The sequence below is a fragment of the Novosphingobium sp. ERW19 genome (genome assembly GCF_012641315.1).
In the GTDB taxonomy this organism is placed as follows: Bacteria; Pseudomonadota; Alphaproteobacteria; order Sphingomonadales; family Sphingomonadaceae; genus Novosphingobium.
In genome coordinates, this window is the sequence record NZ_JABAIC010000008.1 from 1 (window position 1) to 16,370 (window position 16,370).

At 62.0% G+C, this 16,370-nt stretch carries 14 protein-coding genes; 6 read left to right on the plus strand and 8 right to left on the minus strand.

The annotated features are described in order from the left end of the window. The 3 genes from HGI46_RS15215 to HGI46_RS15225 form a co-directional block, all read left to right on the plus strand. A partial coding sequence (locus HGI46_RS15215) for a HEAT repeat domain-containing protein (protein WP_206065762.1) occupies positions 1-718 on the plus strand: 718 nt, incomplete at its 5' end. Between the two features lie 226 nt (positions 719-944). Beyond that, positions 945-3,650, plus strand: coding sequence for a glycoside hydrolase family 2 TIM barrel-domain containing protein (locus tag HGI46_RS15220; RefSeq protein ID WP_240946808.1), 2,706 nt, complete (start codon positions 945-947; stop codon positions 3,648-3,650). 470 nt (positions 3,651-4,120) lie between these two features. Continuing rightward, a complete protein-coding gene (locus tag HGI46_RS15225; protein WP_240946809.1) occupies positions 4,121-4,852 on the plus strand; it encodes a tyrosine-type recombinase/integrase in 732 nt (243 codons plus the stop codon). A 342-nt stretch (positions 4,853-5,194) separates the two neighbouring features. Here the strand turns inward: HGI46_RS15225 and HGI46_RS15230 are convergent, their stop codons facing one another. From HGI46_RS15230 to HGI46_RS15250, 5 genes are read right to left on the minus strand one after another with little or no spacing between them, the layout of a single operon-like run. Continuing rightward, positions 5,195-5,539 (minus strand): PilZ domain-containing protein, encoded by a 345-nt coding sequence (locus HGI46_RS15230; RefSeq protein ID WP_168904953.1) that lies wholly within the window; start codon positions 5,537-5,539, stop codon positions 5,195-5,197. Between the two features lie 46 nt (positions 5,540-5,585). Beyond that, positions 5,586-6,803 carry a HAMP domain-containing sensor histidine kinase gene (locus tag HGI46_RS15235; protein ID WP_168904954.1) on the minus strand — a complete coding sequence of 406 codons (1,218 nt, stop codon included), beginning with the start codon at positions 6,801-6,803 and terminating at the stop codon, positions 5,586-5,588. Further along, positions 6,800-7,081, minus strand: a complete 282-nt coding sequence (locus HGI46_RS15240) for an Hpt domain-containing protein (protein ID WP_168904955.1) — start codon at positions 7,079-7,081, stop codon at positions 6,800-6,802. Before HGI46_RS15240 ends, HGI46_RS15235 begins: the two co-directional genes overlap by 4 nt. Continuing rightward, complete coding sequence (locus HGI46_RS15245; protein ID WP_168904956.1) at positions 7,078-7,446, minus strand: response regulator; 369 nt, start codon at positions 7,444-7,446, stop codon at positions 7,078-7,080. The genes HGI46_RS15240 and HGI46_RS15245 overlap by 4 nt, the downstream gene beginning before the upstream one ends. Beyond that, on the minus strand, positions 7,443-9,968 hold the full coding sequence (locus HGI46_RS15250; protein WP_168904957.1) for an ATP-binding protein: 2,526 nt from the start codon (positions 9,966-9,968) through the stop codon (positions 7,443-7,445). Before HGI46_RS15250 ends, HGI46_RS15245 begins: the two co-directional genes overlap by 4 nt. Before the next feature lie 208 nt (positions 9,969-10,176). On the opposite strand from HGI46_RS15250, the gene HGI46_RS15255 reads away from it, so the two are divergent. Genes HGI46_RS15255 through HGI46_RS15265 form a run of 3 tightly spaced genes read left to right on the plus strand, consistent with a single transcriptional unit; the run spans position 10,177 to position 12,126 of the window. Beyond that, on the plus strand, positions 10,177-11,379 hold the full coding sequence (locus HGI46_RS15255; RefSeq protein ID WP_168904958.1) for a SpoIIE family protein phosphatase: 1,203 nt from the start codon (positions 10,177-10,179) through the stop codon (positions 11,377-11,379). Positions 11,380-11,396: 17 nt separating this feature from the next. Further along, positions 11,397-11,729 carry an STAS domain-containing protein gene (locus tag HGI46_RS15260; RefSeq protein ID WP_168904959.1) on the plus strand — a complete coding sequence of 111 codons (333 nt, stop codon included), beginning with the start codon at positions 11,397-11,399 and terminating at the stop codon, positions 11,727-11,729. Continuing rightward, positions 11,722-12,126 (plus strand): ATP-binding protein, encoded by a 405-nt coding sequence (locus tag HGI46_RS15265; protein WP_168904960.1) that lies wholly within the window; start codon positions 11,722-11,724, stop codon positions 12,124-12,126. Before HGI46_RS15260 ends, HGI46_RS15265 begins: the two co-directional genes overlap by 8 nt. A gap of 135 nt (positions 12,127-12,261) precedes the next feature. Here HGI46_RS15265 and HGI46_RS15270 read toward each other — a convergent pair whose 3' ends face one another. From HGI46_RS15270 to HGI46_RS15275, 3 genes are read right to left on the minus strand one after another with little or no spacing between them, the layout of a single operon-like run. Continuing rightward, a complete protein-coding gene (locus HGI46_RS15270) occupies positions 12,262-14,151 on the minus strand; it encodes a glycosyltransferase (protein ID WP_240946810.1) in 1,890 nt (629 codons plus the stop codon). Beyond that, positions 14,121-15,404 (minus strand): DUF3131 domain-containing protein, encoded by a 1,284-nt coding sequence (locus HGI46_RS22135; RefSeq protein WP_240946811.1) that lies wholly within the window; start codon positions 15,402-15,404, stop codon positions 14,121-14,123. The genes HGI46_RS15270 and HGI46_RS22135 overlap by 31 nt, the downstream gene beginning before the upstream one ends. A 28-nt stretch (positions 15,405-15,432) precedes the next feature. Next, complete coding sequence (locus HGI46_RS15275) at positions 15,433-16,359, minus strand: hypothetical protein (protein ID WP_168904962.1); 927 nt, start codon at positions 16,357-16,359, stop codon at positions 15,433-15,435. Between the last annotated feature and the right edge of the window lie 11 nt (positions 16,360-16,370).

Below are 16,370 nucleotides of genomic sequence, written 5' to 3' on the forward strand. Positions count from 1 at the left end.
AGTGAACAACCTGATCACCTCGCCCTCGGCCGCCGCGGCAGCTACGAGGCTGCGCCAGGCGCTTGACCGGCATATGCTGGCGATTAATGACAATGGCTTCCTGCCTGAAGGATCTGTCGGCGAAGGCTATTTCGAAAGTCGCAATCGCGCAGTTTACCCGCTTCCTGCGTTAATGCGGCTGGCAGCTACAGCCGCAAAGCGCGAACCGCGCAATGTGAACCGGTTCCGCAAGCTGTTGCGCAGTTCCAACGAAGCAACCCGGTTTTGGGCAGCGCGGGGACTGCTGATGCTGGGCGGGGAAGCGGCAATCGTTCGCAGCGATCTTGAAATGGCTTTGGCGGTGGATCCATCGGATCATGTCCGCGTCGTTGTGGCCGAGACCCTCGTCGGTCTTGGCAAGCCGGAACATGCGGTGCAGGTCCTCGCGCGATTGGCCGACGAACCATCGCCGATGCCGGTTCGCATTCAGGCTTTCGATGCATTGTCGTGCATAGGGACGGCAGCCCTGCCGGCGCTGCCGGTAATCCGGAAAACTGCGGCCTCGACCGTCAAGCGGGATGAAGAGTATCCCAAGCGCTTGGCAACGTATCTTGAAGCAGTTCTGACCGGGCCGTACGATCCTATGGCAGAGGCGATCTCTGAGGCGGCCTGTCAGGGGTCCATAAAGAACGGACCTGCATTCATGGGGCCCCCTAAAAGTGCCACGTGGCCGTCGTGATGGTATGCGAGCGCCGAGTTGCCGGGCACTGGCGGTCCGGCAATCGCGCTGTCAGTCTGGGGCGTTTGAAGAAAACGTGATCTCACCCATTGGCCTGATGGGACTGGCCTATGCGGGCAAGCGGGCAGCGTTTATCCAGTAAAGCCGAGACGGCACTGTCGTGAATGACCATCCCCGCGTTCTCGACGCGCGCCGGCGAACTGATCGAATTTTTGGGAGGAATGCCTTGGGTCACCGCAAATGGATGTTCGGCGTCTCGCTTGCGCTTCTGGCGCAGCCCATGCATGCCGCTCAGGCTCAGACCTCGCTTCAACCCGCCGCGCAAGCCACCCCTGCCGAAGTGCGCAAGATTACTGTTCTCGCCGATGGCTGGCGGTTCCGAAAGGGTGGTGCCGACGCAGTAGATCCCCGGCTTGACGATTCTACCTGGGAACAGATCCAAGTTCCCCATTCGTGGAATCGGGTCGGCACCTATGACCCTGCCGCAAACGTACCGGGGATGGCCGGTCGCAAGATTGACGATTACATGGGCGAGGGCTGGTACCGCCTGTCGTTTTCCGCCCCTCAGGCACGACCTGATGGGCGACTTTGGCTTGAATTTGGCGCAGCCAGCCGCACCGCCGAAGTCTGGCTGAACGGCACCCGGCTCGGCGCGCACACTGGCGGCTTCTCGACCTTCCGGTTTGACGCCACCTCAGTCGTCAAGCCCGGCGCGAACATGCTGGTGGTCAAGGTCGACAATAGCCAACCGGCCGCCGGCGGCCCGACTGCATCAGCCATCCCCCTGGTGGGCGACTTTTTTGTTCAAGGAGGGCTCTACCGCCCGGTTAAGCTGATCGAGACGGCAGGCGCGCATTTCGCGCTCGACGACTTCGGGGGGCCGGGCATCTATGCCCGAACTGAAACGATCGGCAGCGGCAAGGCCGAAGTATCCATACTGGGACGGCTTGCCAACCAGTCCGCCCGGACTACGGAAGGCACCATCGTCGTCCGTGCCTTGGCCGCTGACGGCAGCATCGCCGCCGAAGCTAGCCAGCCCATCCGGCTAGAGGCGGGCGCAAGCTGCGAAAGCAAACTGGCGCTCACCATTTCCTCGCCTCGTCTTTGGCAGGGAATGCGTGACCCTTACCTCTACTCGCTCGAAGCCGAATTGCGCGATCGCCGCGGGAAGGTGCTCGATCGGCTACGCCAGCCGCTTGGCATCCGGCAATTCACGATCGATCCGGACAAGGGCTTCGCCATCAATGGCGAACACGTGCAACTGCATGGTGTGGGCTATCATCAGGACGACATGGAGCAGGGCTGGGCGATGTCTTCCGCCCGAACCGCAGAACGGTTTGCAACCATTCGCGATATGGGTGCCAATACCATCCGTCTGACACATTACCAACACGGACCTGATATTCATAATCTGGCTGACCGCGCTGGCGTCGTGTTGTGGGACGAAATCGGCTTGGTCACCGCGTGGACGCTTGACCCAAAGCAGGGTGATGCCCCGCCCGATATTCGCGCGCAGGCGCGCCAGCAATTGCTCGAACTCATCCGGCAGAATTACAATCACCCCTCGGTCGCGGTTTGGAGCGTCGCCAATGAGGTAGACTTCGGGCCGAACAGGCCGGGCTTCCTCGGCGACAGCGGCCGGAAAATTACTCCCGCCGACCCTACACCCTTCCTCAAGGACCTAGCCTTGGTCGTTAGCAAGGAAGATCCGCAGCGTCATTCGACTCTCGCAACTTGCTGCGAACGGGAAGACACCTCCGAAGCGCCGATTGTCGCCACGGCTGTCGATGTAGTTGGCGCAAACCGCTATTTTGGCTGGTACTACGGCAAAGCTTCAGACCTGGGGCGAAATCTCGATTTCCTCCACGCGCGCCGACCACGTCAGCCCCAGGCCATTTCAGAATATGGCGCAGGCGGAGCGCTCTCGCTACACACTGACAATCCCCTTGGCGGCCCCATCGACGCGGGGGGACGTGTCCAACCTGAGGAATACCAGTCCTGGATTCATGAGCAATCCTGGCCTCAAATCGCCGCGCGCCAGCACGTCTGGGCAAGCTGGCTCTGGAATTCATTCGATTTCGGCACGCTGACCCGCAAAGAAGGGGATGCCTTGAGCATCAATACCAAGGGGCTGATATCGTTCGACGGCGCCGTCCGTAAGGATGCGTTCTATTACTACCGCGCACAGTGGTCAGCCGATCCCACCGTCCACGTCAACGGCCGGCGCTACGTCAACCGTGCGCTCCCTGTCACAGACGTGCGGGTCTACAGCAATGCTCCTTCCACCGAGCTTTTTCTCAATGGCCGTTCGTTGGGTATGCGCGCTGACTGCAACAACCGCATTTGTGTCTGGCCAGAGGTTCATCTGGACGCAGGCGAGAACCGGGTCGAAGCCGTTGGCCAGTTTGCCAGCACCAAGGTTTCAGACAGCCTGTCCTGGCAGCTCGAGCCGGCACGCCTCAATGCGTTCAGGATCGATAGCGGGAACATCCTCACGGAACAGGGTTGGGGTTCGGACTCCTTCTTCGTTAATGGCCGCGCAGGCTCGGCTGACCGGCGGTCACGCGGTCGCCCGGTCGTTCTTGCCCTAATCGAGACGACCGAACTCAGGGACCAGCTCGCGACTTATCGGGAAGGAACCTTCGCCTATCGCATCCCTGTGGGGCCGGGCCGGTACCAGGTCACGCTCCGGTTCATCGAGCCTTCGGCACAGCCAGGTGAGCGTGTCTTTACGGTTACGGCAAATGGCCGTCCCGCACTGGTCAAGCTTGATATCGCCGCGGTGGCTAATAAGGCCCTCGCTCCGGTGATCCGGACCTTCTCGATAGACGTTGCCTCCGGACCGTTGCACCTCGAGTTTACACCGGAGAAGGGGCAAGCCATTGTCTCCGCGCTGGAAATCGTTCCGGTCTCCGCCCCCGTCATGAAGTAAACATCTAACGAATCAGCCGCCTCGTTAAACAGGATTTCATCCAAACCTAAAAAAACTGGCGAGGCGGGTAATCCTGCTCGTGAGGGGACGTATCTTAGTGCTGCCACAGCGGGAGTCGCTGTGTCACGCCGTAGCGCGGATGTATCGCTCCCGATTAGCCAGAGCGGTCCGGCGCGATTCCTCGATGGCTTTTTCTTTTGTGGCGAACAGAAGGCTGTCCATCATTGAAGCAATGTGTGCGCGCATCGAACTGCGCTCTGCAACCAGTTGGCTGACATTCTGATTTCCGGTCAGAAGCCGAATCTTCGCCTGGCTACAACGCTCTGCTGATGATGAACGTGCTCAGCTGCAGGAATGGCAGGAGTTGGCGTAATCTGACGCGGGCAGCCCCTACGCGGTTATAACATCGGCCGCGAAGTTCTCAAATGCCGTATCCTATCACCGGCCACGTCGGCCATAGGAGAAGCACAATGGGACATTCAGATCTTGACCCCGCCGTGCATGAGCGGCGCCCTTGGAATGCTGGCCAAAATGTTGGCCCCAAACGGCCGCTGCGCCCTCGAGACATCTGGGCCATCCGTTTCTACCTCGATGAGCACAAGCGATTGCGTGATCGAGCCCTGTTCGACCTGGCTATCGACAGCAAATTGCGCGGATGCGATCTGGTGAAGCTGCGCACAGGCGATCTCGTAAGCGGCGGGTCCATTCTTAATCGCGCGACCGTCATCCAGCAAAAAACTGGACTTCCGGTCCAGTTTGAAATCATGACCGAGGCGCGCAAAAGCCTTCTGGCTTGGCTAGAGCGGCGCAAGGGCTCGTTGCAGGATTTCGTATTCCCAAGTCGGATCGATTACTTGGGGCATATCAGCACCCGCCAATACGCCCGCCTTCTAGATGAATGGGTCTCAATGATCGTGCTCGACAAGCGAGAGTACGGCACGCATTCCATGCGTCGGACCAAAGCGGCATTGATCTACAAGGCGACAGGCAATCTGCGAGCAATCCAGATCCTGCCCGGTTTCTTCAGACGCTCCAAGTTGCCTTGGGGACCGCCAACGGAGCATGAGCCGTTCTGCCAGGCTGATCTGCATTCGAAGCCTACCGGCACAAAGGCAGTGATCCGAGCGCGAAGAACTTCTTCTCTAAACTACGCCAAAGGCTCACAGATAGCCGATCAAATCAGCAAAAATGCAGCGAGCTGAAGCCCGCTTTTACATAAACTCGACGTTGACAAATGACCTACGGAACGACAGCTGCGTACCAGACCATGTCCTTCACTCGTCCTAAAAGCCCGTTGAACCAACGGCAGGAATCGATAACCTCAAACTGAAGCGCAAATGTCCGAGTTGGCGGCGGCATTTGCCAGTTCAAGGGCTGACGAGTCGAAGACTTTACCATGAGATGTGGGTTGATTTCCGCAAGCCCCCATCCGCCTCTGGTCCATTTAGATGCGGGCTTATGTTTTAGGTCTGCCGTGCGACGACCACTAGCGCGAGCTTTTGACTTGTTAAGGCCTCCTCATTTCTTGAAACGCTGTGATGTGCTCACTGCTGTCTGTTGGATGAGACACTGAGGACATAGGCATCCAGCAGGACAGGGTCCAACGCTGATGAAAAACTACATCCGGCCTCGTCGCCCTCGATCCATCGAACCGTCGCATCAAGCCTGCCGATGACGGGTAGGGCAATCTGCAACTTCTGGCCTTCCCGCAGGCGAGACGCACCGCCGAGGCGAATACCTTCCAAGGAAATGTCGAGGACATGGCAGTCGCGCCAGAACCAGCGCGTCCGATATCGACCACCAGTACTGGTCGAAAAGCGGTAACTTGTTCGAGCTGTCTTTGCTGCGATGAAGTCGGTAAAGTTATAGGACATCAAAAAGCCAGCCAACCCGTTGCCGGAAAAGCAGTTACGCCGACATGGTTAGCAAAGGGTTTCATTCCGCCTTGCGTTCGGCAGGCAACGAAACCCAGAACGTCGTGCCAATGCCTTCTTCGCTGGAAAAGCCAATCCGCCCTTGCATGAGCGTGACAAGCTCGCGCGCAATCGCAAGGCCCAGTCCGCTGCCAGCCTTCTCCGTCGCGTCCGTCTCTCGCGCCTGCTCGAACCGGTTGAATATCCGCGGCTGGAATGCCTTCGGGATGCCCCGTCCCATGTCTTTCACACAGATGACGATGCGCTCGCCCTCGCTTCGGGCAGCAAGCGTGACCGCAGCGCCACGTGGCGAGAACTTGATCGCATTCGAGAGCAGATTGGAGAGAACCTGCTGCAGCCGGTTCGCATCTGCCTTCACCATGCATCCGGACACGTGGCATTCGCTTTCCAGGCGAACATCGTGCGCCGCCGCGAAGCCGCTGGCTGCCTCGACAGCTTCACGCAACTGGCCTTCCACATCGAGCGGAACGACATCGACGGTGATGGCTCCTTCGGCCAGGCGGCTGAGGTCGAGCACGTCATTGACGAGTCCGGCCAGGCGCCGGCTGTTGTCCCGCGCAATGCGCACGAGACGACGGGCGTTCTCGGGAAGGTCGTCAGAAAGGCGATCAAGCAGACCGAGCGAGCCCATGATCGAGGTGACGGGGGTGCGCAGTTCATGGCTGGTGGCCGCGAGAAATTCGTCCTTCATCCGATCGAGCGCGCGATGGCGTTCCTCGGCCACCGTGCTGTCGAGCCGCAATTCGATCAGGTCCACGACGAGCCGGGCGAGCTTCGCCAGCGTTTCGCGCTCCTTTTCCGAAAGCGTCCGGGGGCGATGGTCGATCAGGCATAGCGTGCCGGGAACGAGGCCGTCCTTCAAGCGCAGCGGAGCGCCGGCATAGAAGCGAATGGCCGGGGCGCCGGTGACCAGCGGATTGTCTGCAAAGCGTTCGTCGGCCAGCGCATCCTCGATCACGAACAACTCGTCAGAGAGGATCGCGTGGGCGCAGAACGAGATGTCGCGAGCCGTCTGGTCAGCATCAAGCCCAACCTTGCCCTTGAAGCACTGCAGTTCAGCACCAACGATCGAAACAAGGCTGATCGGCACGTCGAAGGCGTTGACGGCCAATTGCACTGCGTGATCGAACGCCGGTTCCTGCCCGGGGCCTTCAAGCCGGTAGCGTGCGATGGCATCCAGACGGGCAGCTTCGTTGTCGGGCAGGCGGGCGGTGATCATGACGGGTCCTTTTCCTCGAGCGCTTCCCGCAGCGCGTGGACGAGTGCGGAGACATCGGGGTGATCCTTCTCGACGTGCTCGAGCGCATCGACTTTCGCGGCAGCGTGGCCGACTTCCGTGAAGCCGAGGGTTGCGGCAATGCCTGCCAGTTTGTGGGCTTCACCGCGAAGCACGGCGCTGTCACGTTCTCCATCGGGACGTTCGAACAGTTCGAGGGTCTGCGTCATGCGGGCACTGAAGCGGGCGCGGATCGCGACAAGAGGGTCAGCCCCGGTCATGGCACGAATTCCCGGCATTGCGCGGCCAGGGTCATCACGTCAAACGGCTTGGCCAGCACCCCCGCCGCGCCCGAGGCGAGGAGAGATTCAACGTCCCTTGACGACGTGCGGGCTGTTATGAACACGACCGGCACCTCATCCAGGCTGCTGTTCTGGCGCAGGAGCCGCAAGGTGGCGGGGCCATCGAGATCGGGCATCATGAAATCGAGCAGGATCAGTTGCGGTTTCCATTGCTCGACGAGAGCCAGCGCATCGCTGCCTGAAGCGCTGGTGCGCACCTCGAGATCAGGGTCGAGGGACAGCGCCATCTCGGCGATTTCGCGGATATCGGCGTCGTCGTCGACGTAGAGAACGGGGATGGTCATGTGTTGGCCTCTCCGGCCGCGCTGGCCTGCGCAAGCCTGCTGACGGTCCGCACGAGGTGGTCGATCGGCGTGTGCGACTTCGTGAAAAACGCCTGGACCTTCTCGGAAACTTCCGGGTCGGCGTCCTGCGCCGAGAAGATGATCACCGGAAGCGGTCCGTTGGGCGCCTTGGCCAGATCGCCGAGCAGGGCAAGACCAGAGCCGTCGGTCAGACCGAGATCGAGAATCGCAAGATCCAGTTCGGTCCGGGCGATCGTCGCACGGGCCATTTCCACGCTGGGTGCAGCAAACAGCGTAGCCTTGCCCTCAAATGCAGCCTCGACAAGGCGGACGATGTCGGGGTCATCCTCGGCATGGAGCACCCGCGGCAAGCGGCTGGCCCCTTCCTTGCCCGAGGGCAGCTTGTTGATGACGCGGTTTACCGCCTGCACCACCTGATCGAGGGAGAGCGGCTTTCGCAGCCAGTCCTCGATCTGCAGGACCTTGGCCGACAGCGCATCGCCGTCTGTCTCGGCCGAGATCATCAGTATCGGCGTTGCTGGTGCGGCGCCGTCACGCAACTGTCGCACCAGCGCGATGCCTCCCTCGCCGGGCAGTTCGGCATCGACGAGGATCACCGAGAAGTCCGCACCGGCCGCCGTGGCGAGAGCATCCTGCGCTGTCGCGGCGATCCTGCAGGTCAGGCCGTTGTCGCTGATCATCTGCGCGAGGGCATGCGCGACGATCGGATCGTGTTCGCAAAGCAGCACACAAGGAGCGATGCCGTGGTCATGGTCCCGCAGCGCCGGAAGGACAACCGTGAAGTTCGAGCCCTTGCCGGGCGTGCTGTCCACCGTCACCTTGCCGCCAAGCCGTTGCACGATCTCGCGAACTATCGCGAGGCCGAGACCGGTGCCTTCCTTCTGACGGGCATCAGACGAATCCGCCTGGGCAAAGCGCTGGAACATGCGGCCGAGGAATTCGGGAGCAATGCCGCTGCCGCTGTCGATGACGCTGACAGTGTGGGCATTGCGTCCCGCTTCCACCCGCACTTCGACGGTTCCGTTCCGTGGAGAGAATTTGGCCGCATTCGAGATGAGATTGGCCAGCACCTGCATCAGGCGGTCGGCGTCGACCCAGATCGGCGTCGGTCGATCCGGCTGGGTCAGTCGCAGGGTTACCCCGTAGCGTTCGCCGTAGGACCTGTTTGCGACGATGGCCTGCGCGGCAATCTCGCCCAGATCGTTCCGGGCATTGTTGAACACCATCTTGCCGGCATCGAGCTTCTCGATATCGAGAATATCGTTGATAAGGCGGACAAGACGTTCCGAATTGTTGTGCGCAATCTCGATAAGCCTTCCCGCCCGATCCGGCAGCGCGCCTCCCGCTCCGCCAGCAAGCAGCCCCAGCGAGCCTGCGATGGAGGTGAGCGGCGTGCGCAATTCATGGCTGACGCTGGCGACAAACTCGGCTTTCATCCGCTCGATCTTCTTGCGCTCGCTCATGTCCCGCACGACCGCAACGTAGTGCATCCCGTCGGCCAGCGAGACGGCGCTTATGGCGACGTCCGCCAGGAGGGGGGTGCCATCCTTGCAACGACCGGGGATTTCCTGAAGCGAGCCGGGTTCGCCGTCCTGCAGGTTCATCTGCCGCAATTGCATCGCGACTTGTCCGACGGGTGTCGGTGTCGCGAAGAGCATGCCGACATCACGGCGCAACAGTTCCTCCTCGGCATAGCCGAACATGCGGGCAACGGTCTGGTTGACCGATTCGATCGACCCGCTGGGATTAAGGATGATGATGCCGTCCATGGCGGCATCGAGAATGGCTTTTCGCCGTCGTGAAAGATCGGCCACGGCGTCCAGCGCCTGCGACCTGCTCTTGGTGGCACTGGCGATTGCCACGGCTGCGCCGGTGAGCAGCACGAGCAGAGCGCCGAGGATGGCCAGAGCCGTCATCTCGAGCCGGTTGCGGGCGGCTCCGGACCGTGCCGAGAGCCGATCGAGACGGCTTTCCTCGGACAGCTGCAGCTCGGCAATCTCGGAGCGCAGTGCATCCATGGCCCGCTTGCCATCCCCGGAGCGAACCCGACCGACGGCCTCCGTCGCTCGCCCCGAGGTCGCGAGAGTGATGGTCTCGCGAACGAAGTTGCGCTTCTCGACCGAATGCTGGCGCAGATGCCGCAATTGCTCGCCTGCGTTTCCGTTTTGCTCAAGCCGATCAAGCTTGGAAAGTTCAGCATCGATTGCCGGTTCAGCAATGCGATAGGGTTCGAGAAAGTCTTCCTGCTGCGTCAGGACATAGCCGCGCGATGCAGTTTCAATATCCTGATGAAGCGAAAGAATCCGCTGCAGTTGCAATCGGCGGGCGTAGGACTGTTCGACCTCGTTGCGTAAATCCACTGCCTGCCGGGCCTGGCTGACGAGCAGGAATCCCACCACCACGATCCCCAGCGTGACGGTGACCAAAAGCGCCACGAGAAGAATGCGAGGGCGGCCGCGATCAGCCGCGCGCGCGCCGGTGAAGTCGAAAGCGCCAGTCACAGCGGATCGGGGCCGCAGCCGAATCGCAGCGCGATTGCCGAAATGAAGGCGATCCGGGCTTTTGGTTGATCGTGGCTTGTGCACGGGCTGCAGGCAAATTCGAGCATCTGCTTGCAATCTTGCACAAATCCATGAAATTCAATTAAAAATGATCTGCATTCCGATGTCCGCGAAAGGTTCGTCGGCAGACTTTCGGAGCAGCGTACCGATGAATCTTACGGCACCCTTACGGATCGCACGTCCGCTTGAGGTGCTGCTGGTCGACGACGATGACTTATTCCTTGATCTGACCTCCCTCGAACTTGGTCGGCTGGGCTGCGAGGTCCAGGGGGTGACCGATGCACAGCAGGCGCTCGACCTGCTTTCGCGGCGGGAGTTCGATGCGATCATCACCGACTGGCAAATGCCCGGGATCGACGGGATCGAACTGGTTCGCCGCGTGCGCAAGGCCGGTTCGGCCGATCGCTTCCGCTATGTCGTGCTGACGACGGCGCGGGCCGATCCGGACACGGCGCGGGCTGCGCTGGAGGCGGGCGCGGACGACGTCCTGTTCAAGCCGCTCGACCGGCTGCAGGTGGAACTGACGATCGCGTCGATCAAGCGCACGGTCGAACTGCAACGCCGGCTCCATCGCCACAACCGCCATCTCAAGTCGGCCCACCAGCGCACGCGCGAAGCGTTCAGGCGGATCGAGGCGGACATCGAGGCAGCCGCGAGGCTGCATCGCGGCCTGCTGCCGATGCCGACAGCTCGCGACCGGTTTGATTTTGCCTGGAGCTATCTGCCGGCCAGCAACCTTGGTGGAGATTCGCTCGGTCTCGTCACGCTCCGCAACGGGGCGACGCTGTTCTTCCTGATCGACGTGAGGGGGCATGGCGTTCCCGCCTCGCTGGCGTCGTTCCATGTCCATCACCGCCTGATCCAGCTCTCCCCCGAGACGCCGCAGGCGCTTGAGACGGCGATTGCGCAGCTCAATGACGAGATTGTGAACCAGCCCGAGGAGACATACTGCACCCTGATCTGCGGTCTGTTCGATGCCGAAGGCCGTAAAGGTCACATGGTCCGCGCCGGCCATCCACAGCCAATCGTGGTGCATGAAGGTGCGGCGGTCGAGACGAAGATTTCCGGCGGCTTCCCGCTGGGATGGTTTGCAGGCCAGCGTTTCGTCGCCGAGCCGATCGAACTGCCCGACGAAGCTACGCTGCTGGTCTATTCCGACGGGCTGACCGACTGTGTCGATATCGACGGCGCACCACTGGGACATTCTGGGCTGCAGCGCGCCTTGCAAGGGAACGTCGGCGACAGGCCGGTTGAGAAAATAGCAAGGCTCGAGAGCTACTTGCGCCGGTTGCAGCCTCGCAGCGGCTTCGACGATGACGTTTCGGTATTGGCGCTTAGGCGCAAGGCCTAGAGGGAGATTCAAGCTTGATGAACGCTCAGCAGTTAGAGGATATCCTGGAGATCACGATAGACGGACCTAGGATCGACTCCGTCGTCGCGCCACAACTCAAGATCGATCTGGAGCAGGCCGTGGCGCAAGCACCCAAGAAAATCGTTCTCGACCTGTCGTCCGTCGACTTCATGGACAGCACGGGCCTCGGCGTGTTCGTGTCCCTGTTGAAGAAGCTGGGGCCTGACGGGGCGATTGCCGTTGCTGGGGTGCAGCCCGCCGTGCTGCGCCTGTTTCAGCTGACGCGCCTCGATACCCTGTTCCGCATCGTGGACGACCTTCCCGCGGCAAGAGCGCTGGTGCGTGGCTGATCTTTCCTCTTCATGCGACGCGACATTCGAAGGCGTGCGCCTGCTGGCCGAACGTCTTCGCGTCTGGTGCGAAGACGCGGGCCTGCGCGAAGCCGCTCGCATGGATCTGGAACTGGCGCTGGTCGAGGCGGCAAACAATGTCGTCAGGCACGGCTATGCCGGATCGCCCGGCGGCAGGCTGGACCTCGAGGTGCGAAAGGTGCCCGGCGGCGTCGAAATGGCGCTGAGCGACCATGGGACGCCGATACCGGCCGCTCGGCTGCATTCGGTGCACAGCCCCGCGTTCGACAGCGAAAGCGGACGCGGGCTGGCACTTATTGCCGCCTGCACGGATCGCATCGGCTATGTCGAAGGGCGAGAAGGCAACCGCCTCGAGCTGTTCAAGGCGCTTCCCTGACGCAGTCCTCGCAGGTCGGCGCCGGCCGGCTCGCCAACTTTTCGTCGTCGAGTCGGATAAGCAGAAGGCCCGCTCCGGCCAGTGCCAGAGCCGTCAGGATGTGACTGCGACCCCTACGCAGCCCGGTTCGCCAGTTCATGCGTCGCTTTCCGGTTTCCACATCGCCGCGCGGACCATGATGGACATCGCGAGGATGTTGTTGAGGCCCCACAGCCCGTTCGCGATCAGTCCGCCGAGGGTGTAACTGCCATATCCCAGCGCCAGCGCCACGGCCGCCCAGAGGAAAGCGGTAACCGTCGCGATCATTACGGCAAGTTGCGGATAGACGAGGTGGAGGAAGTTGCCGGTTTGCCGTTCCTTGGGCGTCACCGGGAACTTGATCTTCTGCTTCCGGATCACTGCCCACAGCGCGCGCAGCGATATCGGGAAGGATGCGAGGTAACTGACCTTGCCCTTGTATCCCGACAGGCCCCAGGTGCCGAACATGAAGGCGATCTCGTTCACGATCAGGAACGGCAGCGCATGCGCGAAGAAGTCTCTGGTGTAGGCCGACACAGGCGTGACGCCGAAGACCAGATAGATCAGTGGGGCGATCAGGAACAGGCAGTTCCATACCGCGCCGAGGTAGGACCAGAACGTGGTCAGGTACATCAACCGCTGCCCCAACGACATGCCGCGCGCGGTCAGCGGGTTGTCGTGGAACAGGATGTCGAGGCTGCCGCCGGCGTACTTGAAGCGCTGAATGGTCCAGGTAAGCAGGTCCTGCGGGCTCAGCATCCTGGATTCGACGTCGGGGTGAAGCACCGACTTCCATCGCCGCGAGCGGTCCTGATGCAGCACGATCGAGGTGTAGATGTCTTCCGAGACGTGGAACTTGTAGGGCGTAAGCTCCTGCTCCTGCGCCGCCTGCCACATGGCCAGAGCCTGCTTGTCAGGATCGGCCTTTCGCCTCGTAAGCCGCTGCAGCTTGGAACGGGTCTCGTCCGAGGCCTTGTGGATGGCATCGGCATACGCCTTGAGCGCCACGAACATGACGGCTTCGCGCCGGTGGATCGAGGCAGCGCCACAGCAGAAAGCAGCGTTCCACGTGTTCCGCCGCCGCTGAATCACGTCATAGAACATCGCCGGATCATTGACGAACGGGTCTTCGCCAACTCGGATCTCCCCGAAAAGTCCTTCCACGGCACGACCGAAGATCCGACCGAGCCTGCCGACCTTGCGCCCGAGAAAATTGCTTAGCGTCTCTCCTTCCGGCAGGTCATAGAACCATTGCGGCGTCTGTACGAAGGCCACGTCGGGATCGCGGAAATAGCCCAGCGTTCGTTCCAGCAAGGTCGGAAACGGTCGCGTATCGGCATCGCAGATGACGATGAAATCGCCACTCGTCTGCTCCATCGCGTTGCGCAGGTTTCCCGCCTTGAAGCCTTCGTTGGTGGCGCGGGTGATGTAGTTCACGCATTCCTGCGCGGCGACAGCGGCCATGGTGGGACGCCGACCGTCGTCGAGCACATGGACGTTGAGCAAGATCGGGTGCGGATAGCGGATCGCCTTGGCATCCTGGATCGAAAGTCTGACGAGTTCCTCGTCCTCGTTGTAGGTGGCAATGAACACATCGACGCTGATGGCGCGATCGGCCTGGGGCGGTTCTGCCAGACAATCGGAGAGAAACTGCGGCGGCGGGCGGCGGGGATAGTCGCGCACTTTCCACAAGTTCAGCGAGAACAGCACCAGTCCGATCCAGGCGCAGGTCTCGGCGAGCACCAGCGGCACGGCGAACCATGCGGCGTCCCAGTTGATCGAGGCTGTCCAGCGCCACCCGATGTACCAGGCACCAAGGCCGATGTTGAGTACGGCGAGGACTTGCCAAAGCAGCTCGATGGGCCGGGACGCCGGCAGCGGGTCGGGCGGGCGACGGTCCTCGAAGCGCGTAAAGTAGAAGTCGCCGGCGGCTTTAGGGGCCGCTTCGGCGTCGGACGGCGCCGTACCGAGCGCGTTCACTTCGACACCAGCGCGGGCAGCGAGCAATCGCCGCCCGTCCCCCCTTTGATCTGGCCTTTGATCTGGCGATCTGCCGAGAACAGCTTGCCGACGCTGCGATAGAGGATGCTTTCCAGCACCGCCGCGTTGGTCGCCGAAGAGCGGGTCCATTCGTAGGCACCCGAAGCTTCATAGCGGCCTTCGTACCAGCCAGATGCGGGATCGTACAAAGTGCTCAGCGTGCTTGTCAGGGCCTTGGCCTGACCGCCGTCATGCAAGGCTGCAAGCATGAAGCCGGTGCGGGTGGAAACCAGCGCTAGTTCGGGATGCGCCTTGCCGTCCTCCCCGGTCGTGCTCCACGGATACCCGCCAGAAAGCACGGCATCGGTCACCGCAAAGGGCGCGCTGGTCCGGCGGAAATCGCCGCGGGCCGTGACAAGGCCCGTCCGTTGCCAGCGCCGTGTCTGCACGCGCCACAGCCGCTCCTCCATGGCCCGAGCCGGCGCAAGGTCCTGACCACCGGGCGCCTTCCAGCCGAACTCGATGCCGAGCAGGGCGTATGGTGCGGATTCAAGCGGGGAACGATCAGCCAGCGCGAAGTCCTCGCTCTCGATAGTGATGCGATCCTCGCCAGATGTGGGCGAAGGCGCAGCGACGCTTTCACCCCAGGCGCCGAAGCCCTGCGAGGCGTAGAGTGCTGCACCGCCTTGCCGTTCTGGCGCGTTCTCAAGACCCTGGCCCGAGGGCAGGGCGGCACGCAGATGGCCGGCCTCGTCAACTGCGCGACAGGTCTGCCAGCGGGACAGCGCCCGCGCAACGAAAGGTTCGTACTGCGGATAGCGGTCGACCAGCACGCGCAACCAGATAAGCAGCCGTCCGGCCTCGATCGAGGACCAGCCGGGATCGACGCCCGGGCGTGGGGGGTCGATCAGCCCGCCATCGCGCGTGCTGTAGTAGCGGGCCGGCATTTCGCCGTTCGAGAGCGGCATGCTGGAGAGGAAAGTCAGCGCCGAACTCACGTTGTCGTCGAATTCGCGGCGGTCTATGACATGCAGGCGGTCAGCCGCGATGGCAGCGGCGATCTGGTCGCCGATCGCAGAAGGGGTGGTGAAGCCCGAACCGGCAACCGCTTCGACCACGCCGGTTGCGCCCGACCGGGCGGAGCGGAAGTAGGACCAGGCTGCCTTGGCGTGCGCGTCGTCCGTGGGACCGGGGCTCACATAACCGGTGGTCTCTTTGACCAGCGAGCGCGCGATGACGCCGCAGCCACCGAGGATGCCGGCGAGAGCAAGACCGGCCATGAGCCGAGCTGTTCGAGTGTACTTCATGTCAGAACCCGTGATTCCAGCTGAGGGAGATGCCGCCGTCCTTGAAACGGCCGCTGTTGCGGGCGCGTGCGCGGCCCGGAAAGCGGTTGCCCGAATAGTTGGCGTACTGGATGGAAAACCGGTTCGAGCGATAGTCGAACAGGCCGAACGAATAGGTGTAATCGGGGTCCCACGGCTGCTGGCCATGGGCATAGGCGAACAGGTTCACGTCGACGAAGAGACGGTCCGTGAAGGGATAGCGGCAGCCCAGATTGGCCGAGGTCTTCCAGCTGCCGGTTCCGCCATCGTTGCGGTCGAACCGGGGCGAAGCGTTGAAGCCGACGCGGCAGTTTATCTGCCGTCCCTCGCCAACCAGAAACAGGCGCGCCAGCTTGTCGGGCATCGGCGCCTTCCAGCCAAGCGACACCGTGCCGTGGTCAAAGGGCGTGACCCGATCGCCCTCGCGCGGGCTGAAGCGGTTGTTGGCGTAGTTCGAATACACCAGACTGAAGGTGTAGGGGTGCCAGTCGTCGTAGCCGAAACTGTAGGTGAAATCGGGGTTCCACCGCGCGCGACGTTCGGGCTGGAGATAGCCATAAATCGTCGCCTGCGCGAACCAATGGCCGACAGGCTGGTAGCGCAGCGTCAGATTGGCTGTCGCGCTGGCGCTGTTCAGCGCCCCGGTCGTAACCCCGCCAGCCTGTTCGGATGTCAAGGGAATGCCGATGGCCGGGGTAACGGTCAGGCCATCGAGCAGGTTGGCCAGTTTCGAATCATATTTGCGACGCAGGAGATCATCGACCGGAAAGGCGAAGGAGCTATTGATGCCGTCGAGGACCGGATCGCGCGAGGACTCTGCAGGCGGTTGCCCGTCGAGGGACTGCGCCAGCACCGGGGAGCATATCCCGACCAGGCTGGCCACATTCACGACGACGTTTCGCAGTACCAAGGATCTCTCCG

Excerpts from the sequence above, each read along its gene's own strand:
- HGI46_RS15260 (WP_168904959.1), top strand. The coding sequence starts at position 11,397 with ATGAACGCTCAGCAGTTAGAGGATATCCTGGAGATCACGATAGACGGA.
- HGI46_RS22135 (WP_240946811.1), bottom strand. The coding sequence starts at position 15,404 with ATGGCCGGTCTTGCTCTCGCCGGCATCCTCGGTGGCTGCGGCGTCATC.
- HGI46_RS15235 (WP_168904954.1), bottom strand. The coding sequence starts at position 6,803 with ATGATCACCGCCCGCCTGCCCGACAACGAAGCTGCCCGTCTGGATGCC.
- HGI46_RS15240 (WP_168904955.1), bottom strand. The coding sequence starts at position 7,081 with ATGACCGGGGCTGACCCTCTTGTCGCGATCCGCGCCCGCTTCAGTGCC.
- HGI46_RS15245 (WP_168904956.1), bottom strand. The coding sequence starts at position 7,446 with ATGACCATCCCCGTTCTCTACGTCGACGACGACGCCGATATCCGCGAA.
- HGI46_RS15225 (WP_240946809.1), top strand. The coding sequence starts at position 4,121 with ATGGGACATTCAGATCTTGACCCCGCCGTGCATGAGCGGCGCCCTTGG.
- HGI46_RS15255 (WP_168904958.1), top strand. The coding sequence starts at position 10,177 with ATGAATCTTACGGCACCCTTACGGATCGCACGTCCGCTTGAGGTGCTG.